The sequence below is a fragment of the Salmonella sp. SAL04214 genome, assembly GCF_046550615.1.
Classification (GTDB): domain Bacteria; phylum Pseudomonadota; class Gammaproteobacteria; order Enterobacterales; family Enterobacteriaceae; genus Salmonella; species Salmonella enterica.
This window is the reverse complement of the sequence record NZ_JBGDXT010000001.1, coordinates 498422-521407: the sequence shown is the minus strand read 5'-3', so window position 1 is coordinate 521407 and position 22986 is coordinate 498422. Positions and strand designations below refer to the sequence as shown.

22 protein-coding genes and 4 pseudogenes are annotated in these 22986 nt (G+C 50.5%); 9 read left to right on the top strand and 17 right to left on the bottom strand.

The window, feature by feature from the left end; genetic code table 11:
- Positions 1–10: 10 nt before the first annotated feature.
- Genes invE through invF form a run of 3 tightly spaced genes read right to left on the bottom strand, consistent with a single transcriptional unit; the run spans position 11 to position 3461 of the window.
- Positions 11–1129 carry a type III secretion system gatekeeper InvE gene (invE, locus tag ACLJQD_RS02540; protein WP_000612171.1) on the bottom strand — a complete coding sequence of 373 codons (1119 nt, stop codon included), beginning with the start codon at positions 1127–1129 and terminating at the stop codon, positions 11–13.
- Entirely contained in the window at positions 1126–2814 is a 1689-nt protein-coding gene (gene invG / locus ACLJQD_RS02535) for a type III secretion system outer membrane ring protein InvG (RefSeq protein ID WP_000848102.1), read from the bottom strand. Before invG ends, invE begins: the two co-directional genes overlap by 4 nt.
- Positions 2811–3461 (bottom strand): type III secretion system transcriptional activator InvF, encoded by a 651-nt coding sequence (gene invF, locus ACLJQD_RS02530; protein WP_001728903.1) that lies wholly within the window; start codon positions 3459–3461, stop codon positions 2811–2813. Before invF ends, invG begins: the two co-directional genes overlap by 4 nt.
- A gap of 455 nt (positions 3462–3916) precedes the next feature.
- Here invF and invH point away from each other — a divergent pair, with 455 nt between their 5' ends.
- From invH to ACLJQD_RS02515, 3 genes are all read left to right on the top strand, one after another.
- On the top strand, positions 3917–4360 hold the full coding sequence (gene invH, locus ACLJQD_RS02525) for an SPI-1 type III secretion system invasion lipoprotein InvH (RefSeq protein WP_017441140.1): 444 nt from the start codon (positions 3917–3919) through the stop codon (positions 4358–4360).
- Between the two features lie 431 nt (positions 4361–4791).
- On the top strand, positions 4792–5241 hold the full coding sequence (locus tag ACLJQD_RS02520) for an STM2901 family protein (protein ID WP_017441139.1): 450 nt from the start codon (positions 4792–4794) through the stop codon (positions 5239–5241).
- Positions 5226–5573, top strand: coding sequence for a DUF1493 family protein (locus ACLJQD_RS02515; protein ID WP_001555786.1), 348 nt, complete (start codon positions 5226–5228; stop codon positions 5571–5573). Before ACLJQD_RS02520 ends, ACLJQD_RS02515 begins: the two co-directional genes overlap by 16 nt.
- Before the next feature lie 272 nt (positions 5574–5845).
- Here the strand turns inward: ACLJQD_RS02515 and ACLJQD_RS02510 are convergent, their stop codons facing one another.
- Positions 5846–6172: a hypothetical protein gene (locus tag ACLJQD_RS02510; protein WP_000393295.1), complete on the bottom strand. Its 327-nt coding sequence runs from the start codon at positions 6170–6172 to the stop codon at positions 5846–5848.
- A gap of 240 nt (positions 6173–6412) precedes the next feature.
- Between ACLJQD_RS02510 and ACLJQD_RS02505 the strand changes: the two are divergent.
- The 3 genes and pseudogenes from ACLJQD_RS02505 to ACLJQD_RS02495 all read left to right on the top strand — a co-directional run.
- Positions 6413–6613 (top strand): annotated as a pseudogene (locus tag ACLJQD_RS02505) (transposase); the annotation flags it as partial.
- Between the two features lie 269 nt (positions 6614–6882).
- On the top strand, positions 6883–7173 hold the full coding sequence (locus ACLJQD_RS02500) for a DUF1778 domain-containing protein (protein ID WP_017441138.1): 291 nt from the start codon (positions 6883–6885) through the stop codon (positions 7171–7173).
- Positions 7170–7697 (top strand): GNAT family N-acetyltransferase, encoded by a 528-nt coding sequence (locus ACLJQD_RS02495; protein WP_017441137.1) that lies wholly within the window; start codon positions 7170–7172, stop codon positions 7695–7697. Before ACLJQD_RS02500 ends, ACLJQD_RS02495 begins: the two co-directional genes overlap by 4 nt.
- 72 nt (positions 7698–7769) lie before the next feature.
- On the opposite strand, the pseudogene ACLJQD_RS02490 reads toward ACLJQD_RS02495, so the two are convergent.
- A pseudogene (locus ACLJQD_RS02490) lies at positions 7770–7985 on the bottom strand (IS5/IS1182 family transposase); the annotation flags it as partial.
- A gap of 337 nt (positions 7986–8322) precedes the next feature.
- On the opposite strand from ACLJQD_RS02490, the gene pphB reads away from it, so the two are divergent.
- Positions 8323–8979: a protein-serine/threonine phosphatase gene (gene pphB / locus ACLJQD_RS02485; RefSeq protein WP_017441135.1), complete on the top strand. Its 657-nt coding sequence runs from the start codon at positions 8323–8325 to the stop codon at positions 8977–8979.
- A 170-nt stretch (positions 8980–9149) separates the two neighbouring features.
- On the opposite strand, the gene ACLJQD_RS02480 is transcribed toward pphB, so the two are convergent.
- The 4 genes and pseudogenes from ACLJQD_RS02480 to ACLJQD_RS02465 form a co-directional block, all read right to left on the bottom strand.
- Entirely contained in the window at positions 9150–9644 is a 495-nt protein-coding gene (locus ACLJQD_RS02480; RefSeq protein ID WP_000424947.1) for a hypothetical protein, read from the bottom strand.
- 26 nt (positions 9645–9670) lie between these two features.
- Positions 9671–10339: a hypothetical protein gene (locus ACLJQD_RS02475; protein WP_000445914.1), complete on the bottom strand. Its 669-nt coding sequence runs from the start codon at positions 10337–10339 to the stop codon at positions 9671–9673.
- A 156-nt stretch (positions 10340–10495) separates the two neighbouring features.
- Positions 10496–10726, bottom strand: a pseudogene (locus ACLJQD_RS02470) (hypothetical protein); the annotation flags it as partial.
- Positions 10727–10925: 199 nt separating this feature from the next.
- Positions 10926–11324, bottom strand: a pseudogene (locus ACLJQD_RS02465) (cytoplasmic protein); the annotation flags it as partial.
- Between the two features lie 158 nt (positions 11325–11482).
- On the opposite strand from ACLJQD_RS02465, the gene mutS reads away from it, so the two are divergent.
- A complete protein-coding gene (gene mutS / locus ACLJQD_RS02460) occupies positions 11483–14050 on the top strand; it encodes a DNA mismatch repair protein MutS (protein ID WP_001005807.1) in 2568 nt (855 codons plus the stop codon).
- 55 nt (positions 14051–14105) lie between these two features.
- On the opposite strand, the gene ACLJQD_RS02455 is transcribed toward mutS, so the two are convergent.
- Positions 14106–14486: a DUF4440 domain-containing protein gene (locus tag ACLJQD_RS02455; protein WP_017441133.1), complete on the bottom strand. Its 381-nt coding sequence runs from the start codon at positions 14484–14486 to the stop codon at positions 14106–14108.
- A complete protein-coding gene (locus ACLJQD_RS02450) occupies positions 14483–15691 on the bottom strand; it encodes an MFS transporter (RefSeq protein WP_017441132.1) in 1209 nt (402 codons plus the stop codon). Before ACLJQD_RS02450 ends, ACLJQD_RS02455 begins: the two co-directional genes overlap by 4 nt.
- A gap of 87 nt (positions 15692–15778) precedes the next feature.
- Here ACLJQD_RS02450 and ACLJQD_RS02445 point away from each other — a divergent pair, with 87 nt between their 5' ends.
- Positions 15779–16711: a LysR family transcriptional regulator gene (locus ACLJQD_RS02445; RefSeq protein WP_072103492.1), complete on the top strand. Its 933-nt coding sequence runs from the start codon at positions 15779–15781 to the stop codon at positions 16709–16711.
- A gap of 41 nt (positions 16712–16752) precedes the next feature.
- Here ACLJQD_RS02445 and ACLJQD_RS02440 read toward each other — a convergent pair whose 3' ends face one another.
- From ACLJQD_RS02440 to ltnD, 6 genes are read right to left on the bottom strand one after another with little or no spacing between them, the layout of a single operon-like run.
- Entirely contained in the window at positions 16753–18249 is a 1497-nt protein-coding gene (locus ACLJQD_RS02440; protein ID WP_000202725.1) for a GntP family permease, read from the bottom strand.
- Entirely contained in the window at positions 18246–19196 is a 951-nt protein-coding gene (gene denD, locus ACLJQD_RS02435; protein ID WP_001165738.1) for a D-erythronate dehydrogenase, read from the bottom strand. Before denD ends, ACLJQD_RS02440 begins: the two co-directional genes overlap by 4 nt.
- 39 nt (positions 19197–19235) lie before the next feature.
- Complete coding sequence (locus ACLJQD_RS02430; RefSeq protein ID WP_001136901.1) at positions 19236–20012, bottom strand: HPr family phosphocarrier protein; 777 nt, start codon at positions 20010–20012, stop codon at positions 19236–19238.
- 4 nt (positions 20013–20016) lie between these two features.
- Positions 20017–20655 (bottom strand): aldolase, encoded by a 639-nt coding sequence (locus ACLJQD_RS02425; RefSeq protein WP_000209068.1) that lies wholly within the window; start codon positions 20653–20655, stop codon positions 20017–20019.
- Positions 20652–21914: a 3-oxo-tetronate kinase gene (gene otnK, locus ACLJQD_RS02420; protein WP_000912488.1), complete on the bottom strand. Its 1263-nt coding sequence runs from the start codon at positions 21912–21914 to the stop codon at positions 20652–20654. Before otnK ends, ACLJQD_RS02425 begins: the two co-directional genes overlap by 4 nt.
- Positions 21908–22831 (bottom strand): L-threonate dehydrogenase, encoded by a 924-nt coding sequence (gene ltnD / locus ACLJQD_RS02415; protein WP_017441130.1) that lies wholly within the window; start codon positions 22829–22831, stop codon positions 21908–21910. The genes otnK and ltnD overlap by 7 nt, the downstream gene beginning before the upstream one ends.
- Positions 22832–22986 lie beyond the last annotated feature (155 nt).

Sequence of the window (22986 nt, the reverse complement as noted above, 5' to 3'; positions counted from 1 at the left end):
TAATATTAAATTAAGACAGCTTTTCAATAGTACGACGCTGTTCTGCCATTTCATGCTTGTAGGCAATATCGGTCATACTACGTAACGCCATTAACAATTCTTCCTGCCAATATTCTTCATAAAAGAGTGAAGAGGGTATGGCTTTACATACTTGATAAAATATCTGCAAAAAGGATGCATGTTCTTTATGACTAAGCAATAACGCATTCAAGCCTATAATATCGGCTAACAGCGAATCCACTTCATGTGGCTGTTGCAATAGCGAAAGCATCAGTAGTAACCACGACGACTCCTCCGCATTAAACGCTTTGGTAAACGAATACGATAACAACGTACTCACAAACAGTAGGTCAGCGGAGCGCAACATTTTGAGTTGCGTCAGGCGTCGTAAAAGCTGGCCAAACTCCAGACGCGAACAGCTGGCGTCATTCGCGTCAATATCGGTTAATAGCGAACCCTCAATAAAATCCAGTACCACCAGTCGACGTTGATAGCCATAACTGGCTATCCAGTCAGAGTAAATCTCCACTTCATGTGATTCACTCTGGATAAATTGCCGATAGCTGGCGCGCAATAAGCCTGGTTTTAACGATAATGTTTTCCCAAAAAGCCGGGCCTTCAACGCACAATTAATCCCTGCCTTGAGGGTCTTCGGATCGGTTTGCTCTTCAACGTGCTTAAGTAACGACTCCAGCTTTTTCCGCACGATCTCTTCCAGATCTTTACGACGAAGCAATTCACGTAACACAAGGACTAAATCACTGGGGTCAGGAAATAAGCTACGCGCCTGACGTAAAAAATCTTCTAACGCGCCGCCATGTACGCTAATTAGCTTTAATATTTGCTTCGCCTTCGGTAAAGCCTCATCCTCCAGCACGCGTTCAAAACTGTTAGATAAATTACTGGATTTTTTTTCATAATCGCGACGGTTACGAAATTGCGCCAGCGCCGCTGACATTTCGTCCGTCGACTGGACAAATTTTTGTACTTCCGCCCCTGGAGACGAATCCTCTGCGGCCTGTTGTATTTCCGCCTGTTGCGCATCAGTATGCTGGGTCGCATCCTGATGAGATGTCTGCCGGGACAATATTCTGGAAAATGAAATACCGGAGGTTGAGCCAGGAATCATTTAATTACCTCCTGACCTCTATCCAGATAAACACGAACCCATTTCTGTAACTTATCGTCCCCACTCCAGGCACCGCTTTGCTTCAGAATATTGTTTACCGATTCGCTGGCATCCGGCGTTAACGGGTCGACAATTTCTTTTGGTTCAATCATGAACACACGAACAACATTACTTTTATTCTTACTGGAATAACGGAACAGGCTACCAATAAGCGGTAATTTGCCTAAAAACGGAATACTTTGGACAGTATCGGTATTTGCATCCCGTGTATAACCCCCGACCAGCAAACTTTTTCCGTGCGGCACTCTCGCAATAGTGCTAATTAACGTTCGCCCGACTTCGGGTAACGCATCTACGGAGGTGGTAGTATCAGATTGCGGTGTCTTATCGTTGCCATCTTCAATGTCCAGCGACATTTCTATCTGACCATCTGCGGAAAAACGGGGCAGCACTCGGATCATTGTTCCGTATGTTACATGCTCAAGCGCCACATTACGTTCCCCAATCAGCTTGGTGTAAAACGTTCTGTTGTTATCAAAAATAGCGGGAACATTTTCCTGAGTCAGTAATACCGGGCGCGAAACCACCGTCGCCTGTTTCTTCTCTTCTAACGCATTTACCGCGGCGATGAATCGACTTCCATCGAGGGTACTTATTGAAGACTGGTTTAATGACACGCCAAGTTTATCCCCAATAGTAATGCTGCCGCTCCATGAAGTGCCCAAACGCTCCAGATCGCTTTTATTAAGATCGACAATCCACAGGGATAATTCTACGTGACGTTTGGCGACATCCAGCGCTTTAACCAGCATTTCGATAAAATGCACCTGCTCAGCCGTTCCCTTTACTAACAAACTGTTGGTATCCGGATAGGCCACGATTTTAATATTGCCCGCCGCGGCATTTTGCTTTAAAGCTTCCTGCAGACTCATGCCACCGGCATAATTTGCTGCTTTACCTTTTTCTCCATTCGCTGAAAATGCTGGCATCGCCGGGGGTTCGCTACTGACAATATTACCTAAGGGTTGCTCTTCTCCCTGCAATAACCTTTCAATGGCCGTAGCAATACCGGGAATAACCATTTTCTGATCGCGCAGATTATAGGTACGATCGCCCACGAAGGTATTGTTCAGACGCATCACCCCTATTTTCTGGCGTCCCAGCTCAATACCATCGTTTTGCTTGTCCATCATGGTGGCAGCGTTGACCACCATATCAACATAGACGGGTGGCCCTGAAACATAGAATGTTCCTTTACGGTTATCGCCACGTAGCGGGTAATTTTTGTTATATAAACCTGAGCGTTTTAGAAAATTGTTGAACTCATTGAGTGAGACGTTGCGTAAAGAAACCACGGCATTGCGCATTTCACTGGCGTCATAAATATAGATAGCCTGCCCATCGAAATACCAAATCAGCCCCAGTTGTAGGGAAAGCTTCTCCAGTAATGCGTTAGGATCGTGAAACTCAAAGTTGCCCGTAATTTTTTTTCGTGCCGCCATTTTGCTAACAATGACAGGCTCCTTTAGCTGTAGCGCCATGGCATCGAAAAATGTCCGCAGGCTATCGTCTTTCGCAACAAACCCACTTCCCGTTACAGGTATTTTTTCACTAGAATAACCAGGTGCAACCAGAACAAGCGCGGCACATGCCAGCACTCTGGCCAAAAGAATATGTGTCTTCATTTGTCTGCCAATTGAATAATATTTGATAATTTCCGCGGCGAAACGCCGATCAGCTCTTTGATCTCACTAGAAAAATGTGAAGGCGATGAGTAACCATGATTAACGGCTAATTGGGTGATGTTCTCGTGGCCTTCTACACTATTCAGCAGCGATTGCGCCATACGCCAGTTTCGTAATTCACTCTTCGCTTTTCCGCCCAACGCTCTGCTGCACAAACGACGAAAATGGGTATAAGAAACGCCATAGTCTTCTCCCAGCATTCTCATCGTGTTGCCGCTGGTTGACTGAGCGAGTAAATAGCCAACCAACCAGTAACTCTCGCTTTTTCGTAACAGCGCCAGTACCTTATTGAAGGCCGGAGAAGGCGTAATAATTTGCTGCAAAAACCAGTACTCGCAGCGTTTACGATCTTGCCAAATAGCGCGAAACTCAGGACTCAGCAAAACCCATTTATCGGATTCAGCATATGTCGTGTCCACTAATCCTGCGCCATCGATAAATGCCAGTAATTTGCTGAGTACTTCAATTTTTAACGGTCGAAAAACCAGGTCTCCTGATACTGGTGCGACAACGGCCTGCTCGCAAAAAAGCAGCGCGCCTTCCTGAATCAGGCAGTTTTCATTGTGTCGGCCTTCAGAAAATGACATATGCAGCTTTTGCGCGGAACACGTCTGTATAAACCATGCTTCCGGGCTGCGGATTTTCCGCTTCTCTCCTTCTTTAAGTACTTCCTGCGTATTTAGCATAGTTGTCAGCACCAGTTAAAAATCATTTTAATATGTAAACAATACCGGGAGCGGGTGGCAAAATCCTGATGCAATCATTATGAAACTGATGCCACCCGCTAATTAAATTAGCCAACTTGCACAGCGCTCGCTGATTTAAAATAGAAAATCAGCTCATAGTATATAAATTCTGGCTTATTATTCTGCAGCAGCAAAAATTCAGATATTATCATCGGGATGGAGAATTAATTATTTATATCAGGAGTTTTTTTTGCTAGCATTCCTGAAACGCATTCGCCCCTTATCACTATTGTCAGATAACGTTCTGACGGTTGTGTAAAAACATTGCGCCTCATTCTTCTGTAGTTGGAGTTAATATGAAAAAATTTTATAGCTGTCTTCCTGTCTTTTTACTGATCGGCTGTGCCCAGGTGCCCCTCCCTTCCTCCGTGAGCAAACCGGTACAGCAACCTGGCGCTCAGAAAAAGCAACTGGCCAACGCAAATAGTATTGATGAGTGTCAGTCTCTTCCGTATGTGCCGTCAGACCTTGCGAAGAATAAATCATTATCAAACCAGAACGCTGATAATTCCGCATCAAAAAATAGCGCAATCAGCTCAAGCGTTTTTTGTGAAAAATATAAACAAACCAAAGAACAGGCGCTCACCTTCTTCCAGGAGCATCCACAATACATGCGTTCGAAAGAAGATGAAGAACAACTCATGACCGAATTTAAAAAAGTTCTGCTTGAACCCGGAAGTAAGAATTTAAGCATATATCAAACGCTACTTGCTGCCCATGAAAGACTGCAAGCCTTATAAGGCCATATCACCTTTGGCTGAACTCATCATGATATAATTAAGACTATATTTTGCATTGCCACTTAATATCAATATAATTATTATAGCTATGGTCACTTTTACGGTTGGCCATTTGTCTCTTACGTTGCATTTATCAATCTGCTTTTTGATACAGCAGCACCTCGCTGCTGCTTTTTTTATTTGCGATAAAGAACTGCCTCCCAAACTCGGGAAAATAGCCGAAACTTATACTGACAATCTATCGTCTCGTATATCGCGGTAAACTGACATCCTCCTCTTGCCCCACATGTTGGCATTCTTACGATACCCCATCCACTTTTCGCGAATAACGTTCTTTTTACCTGTGACAGCGTATTGACGACCAGGCTAGTATAGCGGCAGAAACGTCCCGATGTCTGGAATGAATGGCAAACAGTCTATAAGGTGATTGAATGGATACGACAGAAGAACTAAACGGAACCTACTTCTACCACGGACAATCGAACCTGCCAGCAGGTGAACTATTTGATGTAATTTTCCTTGAGCAATTTTGTGATGAACTTGGGATTAGCATTGAGTCAGGTGCTGCTATCCTCGCCGGGCAACCGTGGTTAAAAACCAGAACGAAACCGGGAGAGGCAATCAAAGGGACAAGTGTTATCTCCAGGTATGGGAGAATGCTTTTACGAAATGCACGAACTCCTTTTGGTATTAGAGTTCCTACACCCGTTGGTATAAGAATGCGAAAAACAAATAATCTTGCCGCAGTCATAGCACGATATGTTCCATGGTTAGGTTGGGTTGGTCTTGTGAATTCAATTTACCAGGTATCAAGGAGAACTCAGGCAAAATACAACCTAATAGCACGCCCTAAAGATCGTATACAATGGACATCCTTTTGATGGACACAATTCAGCAAGAGGTGTTAGCACTCTTCCGTGAAGAGATTCCCGGATATTTAGACAGCAATTGGAAAGAAATCCCTTTAGAACTTGATTCTGATTTATTTGAAGCTCCAGGCGATGACCTGCATGAAGCTTTGGATAAATTTGAAAAAAAATTTAATGTAGATTTATCACAAGTTAAATGGTCGTGTTATTTTCCCTGGGAGAATACTCCACTGCTTACACGATGGTTTAAATTAAAACGGGAAGATGTAGAACGAACTCGTACGCCTTTAACAATCAGAATGTTTTCTGAGTCAGCGAAAGCTGGGAAATGGCTTTATGATTAATGAAAAATATGCCGAATTAATCAGGAGTTAATTACTATGAATTTTGTTAATCGGTTAAAATTAAAAGTAGTAAATTTCATATGCTTTTCGAATTAAAATAATTTGTTGTATCTACTTTTCGACCACTAGTAACTTTGACGCCATCCGTTTTAAATTGACCATTTTGTTCTGGTGGTATATCGCGAGTAGATATTTCTGAAGTGCTTGACTATTCACTCTTTTTTAGCCTGCATGTATGGTGGCGACGATGCTGTTACATAGGTACCGGTATATTACCAAATTGATTCTGCCAGATATCCCGCCTCACGTAGAGCATTCATAATTTTATTCGCTAATTCATACTGATATTCATACGAGGTATTCTCCATGGAAAATACCGTTAATTCATATTTATAATACAGCCACCCATCATTCTCATTTATCAACTTAGGATTACAGTCATAATTTCTTTCTATTGTAATCATTGTATTTTCGTATCTTAAATATAATGAATTCACTTTTATTATGTCTGGAATCCCTTGGGATAAAAAATCAATTAACTCATATTTATCCAGATCAGACTCAACAACGATTGTGAATTCAGCGTTAACTTCTTCCATTATGGAACCTCAATATATGGGCCTCTATTAAACGGTGATGATCCTTTCATTACCGATATCTGTATTTTTGTTACATCATCCGGATGAAAGTGTAGGATATACATCCTCCCGTATGCCACCTTCATCACCAGGGCCTAATGCACGCCGTTGGGCCTTTGTTGATTTTTAACCATCTGATCTTACTCAGCAATAGTGGACACGCAACTAAGTGAGTAAACGCTCAAGCAAGAGGTGACTCACATGACAAAACCAGCATCAACCACCAAAAAGCCACGCAAGTAGCACACGCCTGAATTTCGCCAGGAAGCCCTGAAACTGGCGGAACGCATTGGGGTGGCCGCTGCCACCCGCGAGCTTAACCTGTATAAATCACAGCTCTACAGCTGGCGAAGCAAACAGCAAACTCAGCTTTCTTCTTCTGAACGTGAGCAGGAGATGTCCGCCGCTTAGGGTTGTGTCCATACTACGCGGGTAGGATCAATCAACCAGTTACGGCAAAAAAGAGAATCATGGATATATTTAGCAAACTCCCTGATGATACGTAATCAGTGAGATTAAAATAATGCAATCGCGATAAACCGAAGTTAATCCCCTGTTTAAAGACAGTGAGCGACCTTCTTGCCATGCCTGGACTATATCAGCCTCATCTGTACGCCTTGAAAGCGTACAGATATGTATTATAATTGTACATATTGTTCATAAACAGGAGGATGAAAACCATGCCTCAGATAGCTATAGAATCTAACGAAAGGCTGTCGTTACGTGTATCGACGGATGCCAAAAAGTTGATAGTCCGCGCTGCGGCAATCCAGCAAACCAACCTGACGGATTTTGTGGTCAGTAACATACTACCTGTCGCACAGAAGATTGTTGATGCCGCCGAACGGGTATATCTGACGGAGCGCGATACTCAAATGATCATGGAAATTTTAGATAACCCGCCAGCGCCGAATGAAAAGCTTCTTGCCGCTGCTTTCGCCCGGCCGGACATGAAGAAATGATGTTTACAGACTGGCATGAGGCCGCGATAGGAAAAACCCACAATCGAATGAATTTTGATTGTGGGGATGCCGATCTGAACCAATTCCTGCAACGCCATGCACGACAAAATCATGAGAAAGGGACAACGAAAACCTATGTTGCGCTTGATAATTCGGATGTTACACGTATCCACGGCTTTTACTCAGTCAGTCCTGCATCACTGATATATGCACAGGTTCCCGGCGCAATCAGCAAAGGATTAGGGAGATACGATGTGCCAGTGTTTCGTCTGGGTCGTTTAGCCGTAGACAAATCTATGCAGGGGCAAGGGCTGGGAGCACAACTTTTGTTATCTGCCGGAAAGCGTTGCATACAGGCGGCTTTGCAGGTCGGTGGCGTAGCCCTGCTTATTGATGCCAAAAATAAACAGGTCTGCGACTGGTACAAAGGATTTGGCGCAGTACCATTAAACGATCAACCCCTTTCCTTGTTGCTGTCGCTTAAAACGCTTTATGCTGCTTTATCTGCATCTGGTAGGTTATGACAACATGAGGCTTTGTTGAATAATTCAGAATCGGCCAACGATAAGGATACAGGACTCCCACCGGAGCACTCGTTATACGAGCCTGACGCTGGTCGGCATTGCCAACAACGTCATCCGGTTCAGCGCTTTGGCCATCGCCATCGCTTCACCCACCTGCGCGTCATAGTTCCGCAGGCTCAGATGGCCGCCCAGCAAGGTTTTGATACGGAACATGACCGTTTCCGCTACTGAACGACGGTGATAGCCCACTTTATTTTTCCAGACCTCATTGCTGCCGCTCAGATGTTGATTTTAAACTTTTGCTTTGCCATGGGAACCCGATGCTGAAACGACAGTAATGATCAGATCCGCCAATCTCTTTATTCAACAAAGCCCCTTCGGGATAGAGCTTCCGTTGAGCGGGAAAGTATGCCTTTGCAATTAATCAGGAAAGTGTTGCGCGAGAAATCGTGCATCTTTCAAGCACATCGTCTACTTTAATTAACCGATTCATAAAATATATATTCTCTGTTCATTTCTAGCTTGTAGGCTATTTTAATAACGGTGTATTTTAAACAATAAAAATTAATATTACCCTACTTCTTTGTTATAATACCAGCCTCCAAAATTGTGCTATAGGAACATCATGGAATTAATCCGTTATGCTGACATCAACAGCGATCTCTATCGCCACATTTGGGTCGTTGGTGATATTCATGGATGTTACTCCTTATTGTTAACCAGACTGGCTCAATTACATTTCTCTCCTGATACCGATCTCTTGATCTCCACTGGAGATAACATTGATCGAGGAAAAGAAAACCTTGAAACACTGAGACTGTTAAATACCCCATGGTTTATTTCTGTAGTGGGTAATCATGAAGCTATGGCGCTTGACGCTTTTGAAACACAGGATGGCAATTTCTGGTATGTAAACGGTGGTTACTGGTACGACTCGGTCACTGAAAAAGACAGGCAAGAAGCCACTGACCTATTACTAACTTTTAAGCAGCGTCCTCACATCATAGAGGTTGAAACGTCCTCAAAGAAGTACGTGATTGCCCATGCCGATTATCCAGATGACAGCTACGATTATGGAAAGCAAGTTGATATTGATGGCGTTCTATGGTCACGCGATCGTCTGCTTGGTTCGTTACAGGGGAATATCCATCCAATACGCGGTGCGGATACTTTTATCTTCGGCCATATGATTGTTGACTACACAACAACATTCGCCAATCAAATCTACATTGACACCGGTTCTTTCTGTTCAGGCAATCTGTCTTTTTTTAAAATAAAGTAATCTGGAATAGAATTATATAATATCAACCCTCCCTGCATTATGGGCAATGATATAGCCTTCAATAAGTACCATTGCCCATTCGTAATAGCGTCTAAATTTCGCGTTTTTCTGCCCATTTCAGCATTAAGATCGCAGGCCAAAAAAACGAAGCCGTAATCCGACGCAGGTAGTTACCCGATCGCCTGAGACGAGTAAAGATCGCACATCTCAAGATACCTATCGGAAGAAAGCGCAATAACCGTGGTGGCGAAATGGATCGGCTTGCCTTCATGCAACACAATCTTAATACCGGCGGCGGCCGGGATGAAGTTAATGCTCTGTGAATGCCAGGTGTTTTCGGCGATATTTGTCCAGGCCGCGAATTTGCCATTACAGAAGCGAATACCTTCACGACTGATGGTAACTGCCGGCTTTGCCGCGCTTAAAAATGAGCGAGCCAGGCGCACAATAAATAACAGACTGCCGCAACAAATAAGTCCCATAAAGACAGCACCGCCAGTTTTGGGCTCCTCGGGATCGGTGGCCATACTCACCGCCAGCGCAATAAAAACTCCCATCATACAAATCCAGAACACAATACCAACCAACGTTTTAGATCTGGAATAATAGATATTGAACTCCACAGGCATGTTTTGCTGGCTGGTTTTTGATACGTACAGTTCCATTGATTCATCCTTGTATAAAAATGTCGTCAGGCGGGTAAACGCTGGGAAAGAAAGTTGAGCAGCAGCGGCTCATTGACGATAGTGGAGCGGTCGATTTTGCAGATCCGGCCCGTAGCGGTGCTAATCATCAGATAGCTCATTGAACTGCCAGCACCCTCCTCGCGCTGGGTGCGAATACTGGCGATCTGCGCATACGGTACCGCCCGGTTTTTGTGTTCAAGCCGATCCGCCAGCGCGGTCACTTTGCCGAATTTAAGACGTCCATCGGCGGCGAGGCGCGCCCCCAGCGCAGAACCGTGTCGCCGGACAAGTTCAGCAGCCAGTCGGTCGTAAATTCCGTTGCCATCGTTCCAGAAATCAAGGTAGATGACGTACTTCTTGCCGCCACTGTGGCGCAAGATGAGTTTGTCGGATTGGTGGAGCAGACGCATTGACTCAAGCGCATCGTAATGGATAACCCGATGCCCGGCCTGCAACGCGGTTTCGGTTAACGTCATCCTGCGCGGCGTAAACAGAAACAGAACTGTGACGCTGAATTTCCAGATGATAAACAACAGGCCCACCAGTAGCGATATACCGGAAAGCCGATAATTCACGGTGGCTGTTGCTATGCTGAGAATAAAAAAACCGATCCCGATAGCAAACCATTTCAGCTCCGAAAGCGAAAGATGCCGGGTGTATTGACGACTTTCCATGATGGTATGGTATCCCTGATTTTACTGTCGGCGTATTACGTCAGGTTGAGTAAGGAAGCTATATCCGTTATGTTTTAGGTTATATACACTTCATCCTTCAGGCTGCCGGAGCAACTATTGTACGCTCCCGGAGATTAATGAGAGACATCCTGCCTCTCACCGAAGACCAACCACGAGCCTATACACCATTCGGTGTAAATGCCTTTCTCGGAAGTGAACGTCCAGGCGGCTACCGAACCCGAGCGTGATAATAAAGCGACTCGTTGTCATGAGCCAGTCCCTTAGCGACATTGTCCATTTTCGGATGTCGGCCTGAATTGCCAGTCACACGACCTTTTTCACTGACTCGTCCGTCGGAAACACCGTACGCTTTTTAATAGCATGTTGATTATCTATGCCGGAAATGCGGGTCTGGTTTTTCTTCAGCAGACGATCGAACGGGCTGAGATCTTCAGGTATTTTGAGATTTTGGCCAGTGCATTAGCCAGAGCCTGCAACTGTTTTTCGTCCATAAAGCAACCAGCTTTTAATGTTGAATCGAACATATCAAAATCAGGCAATTACACAATTTTAATTACAGTCTCATTTTGAGTTCGGAAGCATCCGTTTCCCTCTTAATTTTGTTGGGATTTCTCTTTGTTGCGAGCATGGTCTGAACTAATTGCCTGGCAGCTTGCCTTGTTTCGTCAATATTTGGAAAATCGAACACATTTCCAACTTTTACTTTCAAGACAGAACTTGGCTTCCTACCCTCACTGACATTACGATCTGACGAGGCTACTCTTCGCTGGATTACGTAGGTTTTTTTCGTCAAACTGGCTTTTACCCCGAAACCAGCAGGAGCTTCTCTGTGGTCATCGAAAACAGTGTAGAGTTTTTGAGCTGGGTTAGCTTCGAAAACGATTTTTCCAGAGCGACTGAGTGCAGGCTTAACATTGATACTTAACTTGTTGATAATGAAAGGCTGGCTGAGAGTTGTTTTCAAAGTATCACCCCTGTTGTAGTCCAGGAATGATGAGAATGTAACCTGTCACATTTTAGGCTACAGGTGAGCTACAAATTTATGGGTTTATGTGAGTTTATAAGGGTTTTACCCGGGGCCACATGAGCACTTGAAAGAATAAAAAAACGAGTAAAATCAATATGAATGAGTCATTTGATAAGGACTTCTCCAACCACACCCCCATGATGCAGCAGTATCTCAAGCTGAAAGCCCAGCATCCGGAGATCCTGCTCTTTTATCGTATGGGAGACTTTTACGAGCTGTTTTATGACGACGCAAAGCGTGCGTCGCAGTTGCTCGATATTTCGCTGACCAAACGCGGCGCATCGGCTGGCGAACCTATCCCTATGGCGGGTATCCCGCACCACGCCGTAGAAAACTACCTCGCGAAACTGGTCAATCAGGGCGAATCCGTCGCTATTTGCGAACAGATTGGCGATCCGGCCACCAGCAAAGGTCCCGTTGAACGTAAGGTCGTGCGTATCGTTACGCCTGGCACCATCAGCGATGAAGCCCTGTTACAGGAGCGTCAGGATAACCTGCTGGCGGCTATCTGGCAGGATGGTAAAGGCTACGGTTACGCCACGCTGGATATCAGCTCCGGGCGCTTTCGTCTGAGCGAACCCGCCGACCGTGAAACGATGGCCGCAGAGCTGCAGCGCACCAATCCCGCCGAACTGTTGTATGCCGAAGATTTTGCTGAAATGGCGTTAATAGAGGGACGCCGGGGTCTGCGCCGTCGCCCGTTGTGGGAGTTTGAGATTGATACCGCCCGCCAGCAGTTAAATCTGCAATTCGGTACGCGGGATCTGGTCGGTTTCGGCGTCGAAAATGCCTCGCGTGGATTATGTGCGGCAGGCTGCCTGTTACAGTACGTAAAAGATACCCAGCGCACCTCCCTGCCGCATATTCGTTCCATTACGATGGAACGCCAGCAGGACAGCATCATTATGGATGCCGCAACCCGCCGCAATCTGGAAATTACCCAGAACCTGGCCGGTGGTGTCGAAAATACCCTCGCCGCGGTGCTTGACTGTACCGTGACGCCAATGGGTAGCCGAATGCTTAAACGCTGGCTGCATATGCCGGTACGAAATACCGACATATTACGTGAACGCCAGCAGACCATCGGCGCCTTGCAGGACACCGTCAGCGAACTGCAACCGGTGCTGCGTCAGGTCGGCGATTTGGAGCGTATCCTTGCGCGTCTGGCGCTGCGCACCGCGCGTCCGCGCGATCTCGCCCGAATGCGTCACGCCTTTCAGCAACTGCCGGAATTGCACGCTCAGCTTGAAACCGTTGACAGCGCGCCGGTACAGGCGTTGCGTAAAAAAATGGGCGATTTCGCCGAACTGCGCGACCTCCTGGAACGCGCCATTATTGACGCGCCGCCGGTACTGGTCCGCGACGGCGGCGTTATTGCGCCCGGCTACCATGAAGAGCTGGACGAATGGCGCGCGCTGGCGGACGGCGCCACCGATTATCTCGATCGTCTGGAAATTCGCGAACGCGAGCGTACCGGGCTGGATACGCTGAAAGTCGGCTATAACGCGGTACATGGTTATTACATTCAGATTAGCCGTGGTCAAAGCCATCTGGCGCCCATCAATTATGTGCGTCGCCAGACGCTGAAAAATGCCGAACGCTACATTATTCCTGAGCTAAAAGAGTACGAAGATAAAGTTCTGACCTCGAAAGGCAAAGCGCTGGCGCTGGAAAAACAGCTATATGACGAATTGTTTGATCTGCTGTTGCCGCATCTGGCCGATTTACAGCAGAGCGCCAACGCGCTGGCGGAGCTGGATGTGCTGGTTAACCTGGCCGAACGCGCCTGGACGCTGAATTACACCTGCCCGACATTTACCGATAAACCCGGTATCCGTATTACCGAAGGTCGCCACCCGGTAGTTGAACAGGTACTGAATGAGCCGTTTATCGCTAACCCGCTCAATCTGTCGCCGCAGCGCCGGATGTTGATCATTACCGGCCCCAATATGGGCGGTAAAAGTACCTATATGCGACAAACGGCATTGATCGCCCTGCTGGCCTATATCGGCAGTTACGTTCCGGCGCAAAACGTGGAAATCGGCCCCATCGACCGTATTTTTACCCGCGTCGGCGCAGCGGACGACCTGGCTTCCGGGCGTTCGACCTTTATGGTGGAGATGACCGAAACCGCGAACATTCTGCATAATGCCACGGAAAACAGTCTGGTATTGATGGATGAAATCGGGCGCGGTACCTCCACGTATGACGGGCTGTCGTTGGCCTGGGCCTGCGCGGAGAATCTCGCGAATAAGATTAAAGCGTTAACGCTGTTCGCTACCCACTACTTCGAGCTGACCCAATTACCGGAGAAAATGGAAGGCGTGGCGAACGTCCACCTGGATGCGCTGGAACACGGCGATACTATCGCGTTTATGCACAGCGTGCAGGACGGCGCGGCAAGTAAGAGCTATGGCCTGGCGGTCGCGGCGCTTGCGGGCGTCCCTAAAGAAGTCATCAAACGCGCGCGCCAGAAACTCCGCGAGCTGGAAAGCATCTCGCCCAATGCGGCGGCAACGCAGGTGGACGGCACGCAAATGTCGTTGCTTGCCGCCCCGGAGGAGACATCGCCCGCCGTTGAAGCGCTGGAGAATCTCGATCCGGACTCCCTGACGCCACGCCAGGCGCTGGAGTGGATCTATCGGCTGAAAAGTCTGGTGTAAACGTGTCGGGCCCGATAGCGCCACGCTATCGGGTCTGCGCGCCGGAACAGGCTTTTCAGGCTGTGGCTGTCGTTTCATGTAAATGACGCCAGACTATCCGTCCTCTTTCCCTTTTTAAAATGACCGTCGACCAGCGTACCATCTCAGCCTGGCCCGGCAGTTGCTGGCGCTCACGATAACGCAGCGCGGCACCTTCCGGCCACTCCGCCACAAGGTCAATGTGCTCAACCACGATAACCAGCCCCGGGCGACACGCGCGCTGCGCCTGGAAAAAAGCGCCGAGCGCCGGATAATCCAGACAAACACCGCCTGGCGTTATCATCGTAAAATCAACAGCAAAACGCGCTATCAACGCCTCCAGGCTACCCCCCCCCTTACTAAGCCAGTTCTCAATCGCCGCATGGGCATGAATAATTTCATCTTTATATGGATTCATGGTCTTTCCTTTTTCAGGCACAGAAGTGCTTGTCTATTGTTCAGACAGACAGCGTAAATAAGGGGCAGCAGGGTGATACCGGCGGCAGCAATAAAGGTCCAGCGATAAGCAACCTCAAGCGACATAACGCGCTGGAGCGCGTTTAACAGCAGCGTCAACAGCGCCGCGCCAAGGAAAAAGCTGAGCTGACGATTAAGATTCCATAGCGCGCTGGCGTCAGGCATGTCCCGGCGAGCAATAGTCAGGAAAGCGCCACTCTGCGCGGTACTGCTGCACAAACTGCCGCCAGCGCCCATTAAGGCGAATATCATCATCAGTACACGGTGCGATGTCGCAGGCGTAACGTTAGTTAAAAGCAGTATCCCTGCGGCCTGAAGAAGACAGCCGACGATAATCAGCGGACGCGGCCCAAGCCGATTGAAGTAACGTCCGGTAAGCATAATGGCGACAAATGAAGCGATCGACCAGGGGAGCATCAGCGACCCCGCCGCCGCAGGCGATAGCTGCGCGACGTTCTGTAGATAAAACATCCCGACCACGCTGATACCAATGAACATACCCGGCACACACAGATAGACGATCATGGCAAAACGCAGCAGCCTGTCCGTCAACAACGGCAGATGGAGTAATCTTGCTGACGCCATTGTCGTCGAAGCGGTGTTCAGCCAACGATAAGCGAGCAATAAGGTGAGAACGGCCACCGGCAGCGTGGCAAAGAATATCCAGCGCCAGCCGCACGTTTCCACCAGCAGCCCGCCAATCGCAGGCGAACATGCCGGCGCCAGTAGCGCCACCATCATGACAACCGATGACACGCCAGCGCGTTCATGCGGTTTAAACTGTTGCCAGGTTAACGCCTGACCAACCGGGATCAATAAGCCACCGCCCGCCCCCTGCACAATACGCCAGAAAACAAGGCTGTGTAAGGAATCGGCAAAACCTGCGGCAGCGGCGGCAACGCTAAACAGAATGAGCGAAAATATGATCAGCCGTCGTGCGCCGAGATAACGCGAAAGAAACGCGCTAAACGGAACGATCAGCGTTAATCCTGCGATATAACCGTTACTCACCCATGCCAGCGCCGATATGGACGTATGCAGATCCACGGACATCGCAGGAAAAGCCACGCTGGCAATAAATAGATTAATCAGATCAAGAAAGAAGCCGAGCAGGTAAACCACTGCCACTTTACTGCGATACGTCATTATGCATCCTCCGTCAGAGGCGCTAATGTAGCCGTCCGGAGAAAGCCAGATAAGTCCGCGCTTCAACGATATACTGTCAAAATAATTTTGACAGTAAAGGAGCTCGCCATGCTCAATTTGCAGCGTATGTCGCTGTTTATCGCCGTGGTAGATAGCGGCAGCTTCACGGCGGCGGCGGCCGCATCGGGCCAAACAAAAGCAGTAGTGAGTTTTAATATTCGGCAGCTTGAAAAAGAGCTTGGCGTAACGTTACTGCTACGCTCCACCCGACGACTGACGCTCACAGACGCCGGCGTCCTCTTTTACCAAAAAGGCGTGAATTTACTCAACGCAGCGAAAAATTTGCAGGATGAAGTGCGTGCCAGCCATAGTGGGCTGGGCGGCGAGTTACGTATTACCACTACGCCCGAGTTTGGCGAACAGGTGGTCATTCCGGTACTGGCGCAGTTTAGTCAGCGCCATCCCGATCTCCGTATTCGGCATATGTCCTCATCACATCATGCCGATTTAATTGCCGAGCGCTTTGATGTGGCGATTCGGCTTGGCTCGCTGGCCGACTCCCGCTATCGCGCCGCGCTGATATCCCGCTTTACCATTCTGCCGGTCGCCGCGCCGCAGTGGCTCGCCCGCCACCCCGTGTCGTCGCTGGAGTCGTTGGCTCAGGCGGAATGGATTATTCATGAGCGATTACCTACGCCGCTACGGTGGACAGTAACGAATAATCATGGCCAACACTCACGCCTGGAGATAAGCAAAGCTGGCAAAATTTCTGTCGACAGCGCGCGCTCGCTGATGGCCTTCGCTCTCGCAGGAAGCGGCGTCGCATTACTGCCGCAATGGTTAGTCAACACCGCACTGGAGGAGGGAACGTTAATTCACCTGTTACCCGACTATCATTTTCCCCGTCAGGGCATTTATGCCGTTTACCCGGACGCCCGCCATGTATCGACAAAAGTACGCGCATTTATTGATTTTTTACGTTCGCAATGGGATTGCGGGGAGCACGCCCCATCATTGTAGCCAGTCCGGGAGCATTGCGCTCCCGGACGGATAATACCGTCTTAATCCTTAACTACCAGCTTGTCTTTGATCCCCTGCGCCTGCCAACGCACCCACAGCATAATTGCCGCCAGAACGACAATCGGCAGTAACGGATCGAGCCAACTGCCGCCGGAACCGAACAGCAGGTTAATCAGCGCCACGCCGGTGCCGCCAATCGCCCAGGCAATGGTCGTCGGTACAGACCAAACCACCATCTGCTGTTTGACATCAGAGACGCCCATCATGCGGTTAACCACCCAGAACAGGCTATCGTTGAAGTAGCCGAAGAACAGCGACCCCATCGTTGCGGCCTGAGCGGCAAGCAACATATTGATGCCGGGGATCTGCGCCAGGATCGGCGCGGAAATCGAGGCGGCAGTGATCATCGCCACCGTCCCCGATCCCTGAATCAGACGTACCAGCGTCGCCACGATAAACGGGATCAGGATCGGCGAGATCGGCAGGTTGGCAACCTGCTCCGCCAGCTGTTGCCCCGCGCCGCTGTCGCGCAGGATCGCGCCCAACGCGCCGCCAGCGCCCGTGACCAGTAAGATAATCCCGGCGCTTTGCAAGCCCTCTTCCAGACGCTCTGCGGTGGTATGTTTATCCATGCGCGGCACCAGCGTATACACCGCCAGCAGAACGCTGATGGCCAACGCGATCACTGGACTTCCCACAAAGTTGATTGCCTGTACCACCGGATGCGTCGCCAGGCCGGACCATCCTTCTACAGTGGCGAGGGTGGAACAGATAGCCTTCAGGAAGATCAGCACGATCGGCACCACAATAGGCAGCAGAGAGAGCGTCAGGCTCGGCAGATCCTTTTGCTCTTTCTCTTTATTGTACTGCTCCAGCGCGGCATTGACTTCATCGGCGTTCAGCGTACGCGGCACGAAATCAGGGTAGCGTTTATCCAGCCACTGCGCATAGAACACAATGCCGATCACACAGGGCACCGCCAGCGCCATCCCAGTCAATAACATTGCGCCGATGTCGACGTTAAAAATCCCGGCTACCCCCAGCGGGCCTGGCGTCGGAGGTACCGTATGGTGAGTGACCACCAGCCCGCCCGCCAGCGCGACGCCCAGCGTCAGTAGCGAACGTTTACCGCTTTTCGCCAGCGCTTTCGCCACCGGATAAAGAATGACAAAAGCGGAATCGACGAAAATGGGGATGCTGACAATATAACCCGTGATTGCCAGCGCCCACTCTTCACGGCGTTTCCCCAGCCATTTGATAAAGCTCCAGGCGATACGCTCCGCCGCGCCGGAAACCTCCAGCAAGCGCCCCATCATTACGCCGAGACCAATCACCAGGCCAATGCTGCCCAGCGTCGTACCGAATCCGCTGGTGATGACAGAGAGCGTTTTATCAATGCCCATTCCCCCCAACAGACCGGCAATACAGGCCGCCGCCAGCATCGCGATCAGCGCATGAACACGGGTGCGTAACACCAGCCATACCAGAACGAAAACGGCAACGATCAGGCCGATAATTGGGGTCGGTAAACTTGTCATGACCTCCCCTCCATATCATCTTGTCGAAAGCGTTCGATAATGTCATCGAAGCGTTTATCGGCGACAAAACCTAACGCCAGCGCACGCTGGTTATCGATACGTCCCGGCCAGGAGGCGACAATTTTCTCGACGCCTTCGTCGCGCTGATGCGTAACCCGATCGCGCGCCGCCTGGCCGCCCGCCTGACGCAACGTTTCCAGCATCTCGCCCACGGTTACGCTGATCCCGGGTAAGTTGATGCTGCTCGCCTCGCCAGGCGCGGGTAACGTTGCGGCCAGCGACAGGTTATGGATCACCGTCGCCGGGCTGGAAATCCACAGCCGCAAACTTTCCGACACCGGGCAGACGGTCGTCTCGCCCTGCAACGGTTCACGAATAATCGCGCTGACAAAAGAAGAAGCGGCGCGGTTTGGTTTACCCGGGCGAACACAGATCGTCGGCAAACGCAGCGCCAGCCCATCCACATAGCCTTTGCGGGTATAATCGTTGACCAACAGTTCACAGGCGGCTTTCTGCGCGCCATAAGACGAGCGCGGCGTGAGCGCGGTGGTATCGGTGACGCATTCCGGCAGCGTACCGCCATAAACGGCAAGCGAGCTGGAGAAGACAAAACGAATTTTCTGCGGTTGTCGACGACACGCCTCAAGTAACAGGCGTGTAAGATCCAGGTTAACTTTCCATCCCAGATCGAAATCGTCTTCCGCATGACTGCTGACAATCGCAGCGAGATGATAAACAACAGAGGTATTAGCGGTAATCACACTCTCCAACACGCCCGGCTGGGTTAAGTCAGCTTCCAGGCAGCGTAAACGAGGGGAATCTGATAACCGTGCAGGCATTTTTAAATCAACAAGAAGCAGTTCGTTAAACGCCAGCGATGAGTTTAATAAGGCGCTTGCGAGTTTCTGGCCTAAAAAGCCGCCCCCGCCGGTAATGATAATCTGCATCCGGATGTCCTCTTTATTGTTGTGTAGGGTAGTTCAGGGTTAGCGCCAGGCGTTAAACCAGCCAAGCCCGTCCTGAGTGGTATTCCGTGGTTGGTATTCGCAGCCTATCCAGCCGCGATAACCTACGTCATCGAACAGCCGGAACAGCCACGGGTAGTTGATCTCGCCATCATCCGGTTCATGTCTGTCCGGTAGCGAGGCGATTTGTACATGGGCATAGCGGCCCGCGTACTCGCGAATCAGGTGACTCAAATTGCCATCCACTTTTTGCGCATGGAAAGTGTCGAGCTGGATGAACACATTCGGGCGGTCAACCTCTTCTGCGATGCCCAGCGCCTGATATTGGCTGGAAAAGAGGTAGCCGGGTTTAACGCCAGGACTCAGCGCTTCGATCAAAATACGTTTATCGTGGGCGGCAAACCGGTCGGCGGCATAACGCAAATTATCGATAAACGTGGCGCGATAACGTGCGCCATCAGCGCCATCCGGCACTACGCCCGCCATGATGTGAACCTGCTCGCATTCCAGCGCCAGGGCGTATTCCAGAGCCAGTTCAATATCGGCGCGCGCGTCGTGTTCGCGCCCCGGTAGCGCGGCACGTCCCCACTCGCCCGCCGCGGTATCGCCCGCCGAAGTATTAAACAGCGCCAGCGTCAGATCATGACGCGATAGCTGGGCTTTAATCTCGCTGGCGGCAAAGCCGTAGGGGAACAGAAATTCAACGGCCTGAAAACCGGCTTCGGCAGCAGCGGCAAAACGCTCGATAAACGGCACTTCGGTAAACATCATCGACAAATTGGCGGCAAAACGCGGCATCGGGTTATCTCCTTAACTGCGCAATTTCTTCGGTGGTTAAATAACGAATCGGGCGTTCGCCAAGGATAAAAATCAGCTTTGCCGTCTCTTCCAGCTCCTCGGTATTATTAGCGGCTTCCTGCAAATTCTCCCCGCACACGACCGGCCCATGATTAGCCAGTAAAAAGGCCTGATGCCGGGCCGCCAGCGCTGCCAAATCGCGGGCAATTCGGTCATCCCCCGGGCGATAGTAGGGAACCAGCGGAATGTCCCCCATCCGCATCACCACATAGGGGGTAAACGGGCGAATCACATTTTGCGGGTCCAGCCCTTCGAGACAGGAAAGCGCCGTTGACCAGGTGCTGTGCAGATGAACCACGGCCTTGCAGCAAGGGTTATTGCGATACAACGCCAGATGAAAACGCACCTCTTTAGACGGTTTATCGCCGCTGAGCCATTCGCCCTGCGGGTCCACTTTGGATAGCCGCTGCGGGTCGAGATTACCCAGACACGAACCGGTGGGCGTCGCCAGAATATTGCCGTCCGGCAGTAACAGCGAGAGGTTGCCTGCCGAGCCGGTAGCATAGCCGCGCTGGAAAAACGAGGCGGCTATCCTGACCATCTCTTCTCGCAAAGCGTGCTCTTCTTTTGCCAGTGTCGTCATACCTGAAACTCCCTTTGAGCGCGGATGAAAAAGGATTCATCGCCAAAATTGCCTGACTTTAGCGCCAGCGAGACTGGCGCATGGAGCGCGTTGACCCACGGCACGCCGGGTGAAATGCACGGTCCGATGTGAAAACCGGTAATACCGAGGCTTTGCGTCACCACGCCCGAAGTTTCGCCGCCCGCCACGATAAACCGGGTGATACCGCCTTCCGCTAAGCGAGCGGCCAGCAGGGAAAAAAGCGCCTCTACCGCATGGCTGGCTTCAGTAGCGCCATATTGCTGCTGGATGGCGGCCAGCGCCTGCGTGGAGGCGGTGGCGCTAATCATTGGCGCCAGTTCGCTGTCCTGACTGAGCACCCACTGCGCCAGCGCTTCAGCGTAGGCCTCGCGCGTCTCGGATGACAGGCAGCGCGCCACATCAACGTCGCGTGTGGGAGCATGTTGTCGATAGAAGGCCACCTGCTGATTCGTCATTTGCGAACAGGAACCGGAAAGCACCACCGCGCGACCGCTCAGCGGATAGCCTGCGGAACGGGCCTGAGAAACGCCGTGCTTCGCCCACTGACGCGCCAGCCCCATTGCCAGCCCGGAACCGCCGGTCACCAGCGGGGCATCACGCAAAACCTCGCCCTGGATTTCCAGGTGCCGCTCATTGAGCGCGTCAAGTACCGCGTAGCGATATCCTTCCTGCTGTAAACGCGACAGCGCCGCACGGGTCGCGGCAACGCCTTCATCAAGCGTCTGAGCCGGAATAACGCCGCAGCGCCCTTGCGCCTGTGCTTCCATCAGACGCGGCAGGTAGCTGTCGGTCATCGGATTGATAGGGTGGTGGCGCATACCGGACTCCGCCAGCAAGTGGTTCATGACAAACAGATAGCCCTGATAAACCGTGCGTCCGTTAACCGGCAGCGCGGGAGAAATCACGGTAAATGAGGTATCCAGCGCCACCATCAGCGCATCGGTGACCGGGCCGATATTGCCTTCGGCGGTACTATCGAAAGTCGAGCAATATTTGAAATAGACTTGCTGGCAGCCCTGTTTTTTCAGCCATACCAGCGCCGCCAGCGATTGTTTTATCGCCTCTTGCGCCGGGCATGAGCGGGTTTTCAGGCTGATAACCACCGCGTCGCACCCTTCCGGTTGCGTCCCGGTTGGGACATCATTGATCTGCACTGTCGGCATCCCGTTTTCGACCAGAAAACTGGCGATGTCGGTCGCGCCGGTAAAATCGTCGGCAATGACGCCAATTTTTAACATGACGGCTCCTCAGGCGTGACGCCAGGCAGAGTAATCCCTGAGAAAATTTTGATCACAGCGCTGTCATCCTCTTTGCCATAACCGGCGTTACTGGCGCTGGTGAACATATTTAACGCCGTAGAGGCCAGCGGTAAGGGGAAGCGCAGCGCTTTCGCCGTGTCGGCAACCAGCCCCAAATCTTTGACAAAAATGTCGACGGCCGAACGCGGGGTATAGTCGCCGTCAACGACATGCTGCATACGGTTTTCGAACATCCAGGAGTTTCCGGCGGCATGGGTCACGACGTCATACATCACATCCAGAGGAATACCGGCCCGCGCGGCCAGCGCCATCGCTTCGGCCGCCGCCGCAATATGCACGCCAGCCAGTAGTTGATGAATGATTTTGACGGTTGAGCCTGCGCCCGGCGTATCGCTGATGCGATAAACGTTGCTGGCAACGGCGTTCAGCACAGGCTTCAGGCGGGTAAACGCCGCCTCGCTCCCGGAGGCCATCACCGTCATTTCGCCCTGCGCCGCTTTTACTGCACCGCCGGAAACCGGCGCATCCAGCATGTTAAGATTCAATGCCGTCAACGCCGCGGCGATCTCTTGCGCGTCGGCGCTTGAGATCGTAGACGAAACCATCACCGCGCTTCCGGGTTTCATCAGATGGGCGACGCCATCCTCACCGAATAACACCTGTCTGACCTGGGCGGCATTGACGACCAGAATGACTAACGCATCCACGACGCCGGCGAACTCCCTGGCGCTGGCGGCAGCCCCACAAGCCCCTTCAGCGAGAAGATTCGCGCACGCTTGCGGGTTAAGATCGGCCCCCCATGTGGAAAGCCCGGCGCGCAGGCATGAACGCGCAGCGCCCATTCCCATTGAGCCAAGCCCCACAATGCCGACATGAAAATCGGTTCCTGTTGTCATTATCACTCCATGTTAATTTACGTGATATTATGTTTTGTTATGTGAATATAGGCGTTTTTGTAAACAATTGCGGTGAGTTGTTTCACAAAAAATAACAAAATGTGTTATTTTTTGTGAAGGCAATCCTCATAGAACTTCACACGCTGTGACGAGAA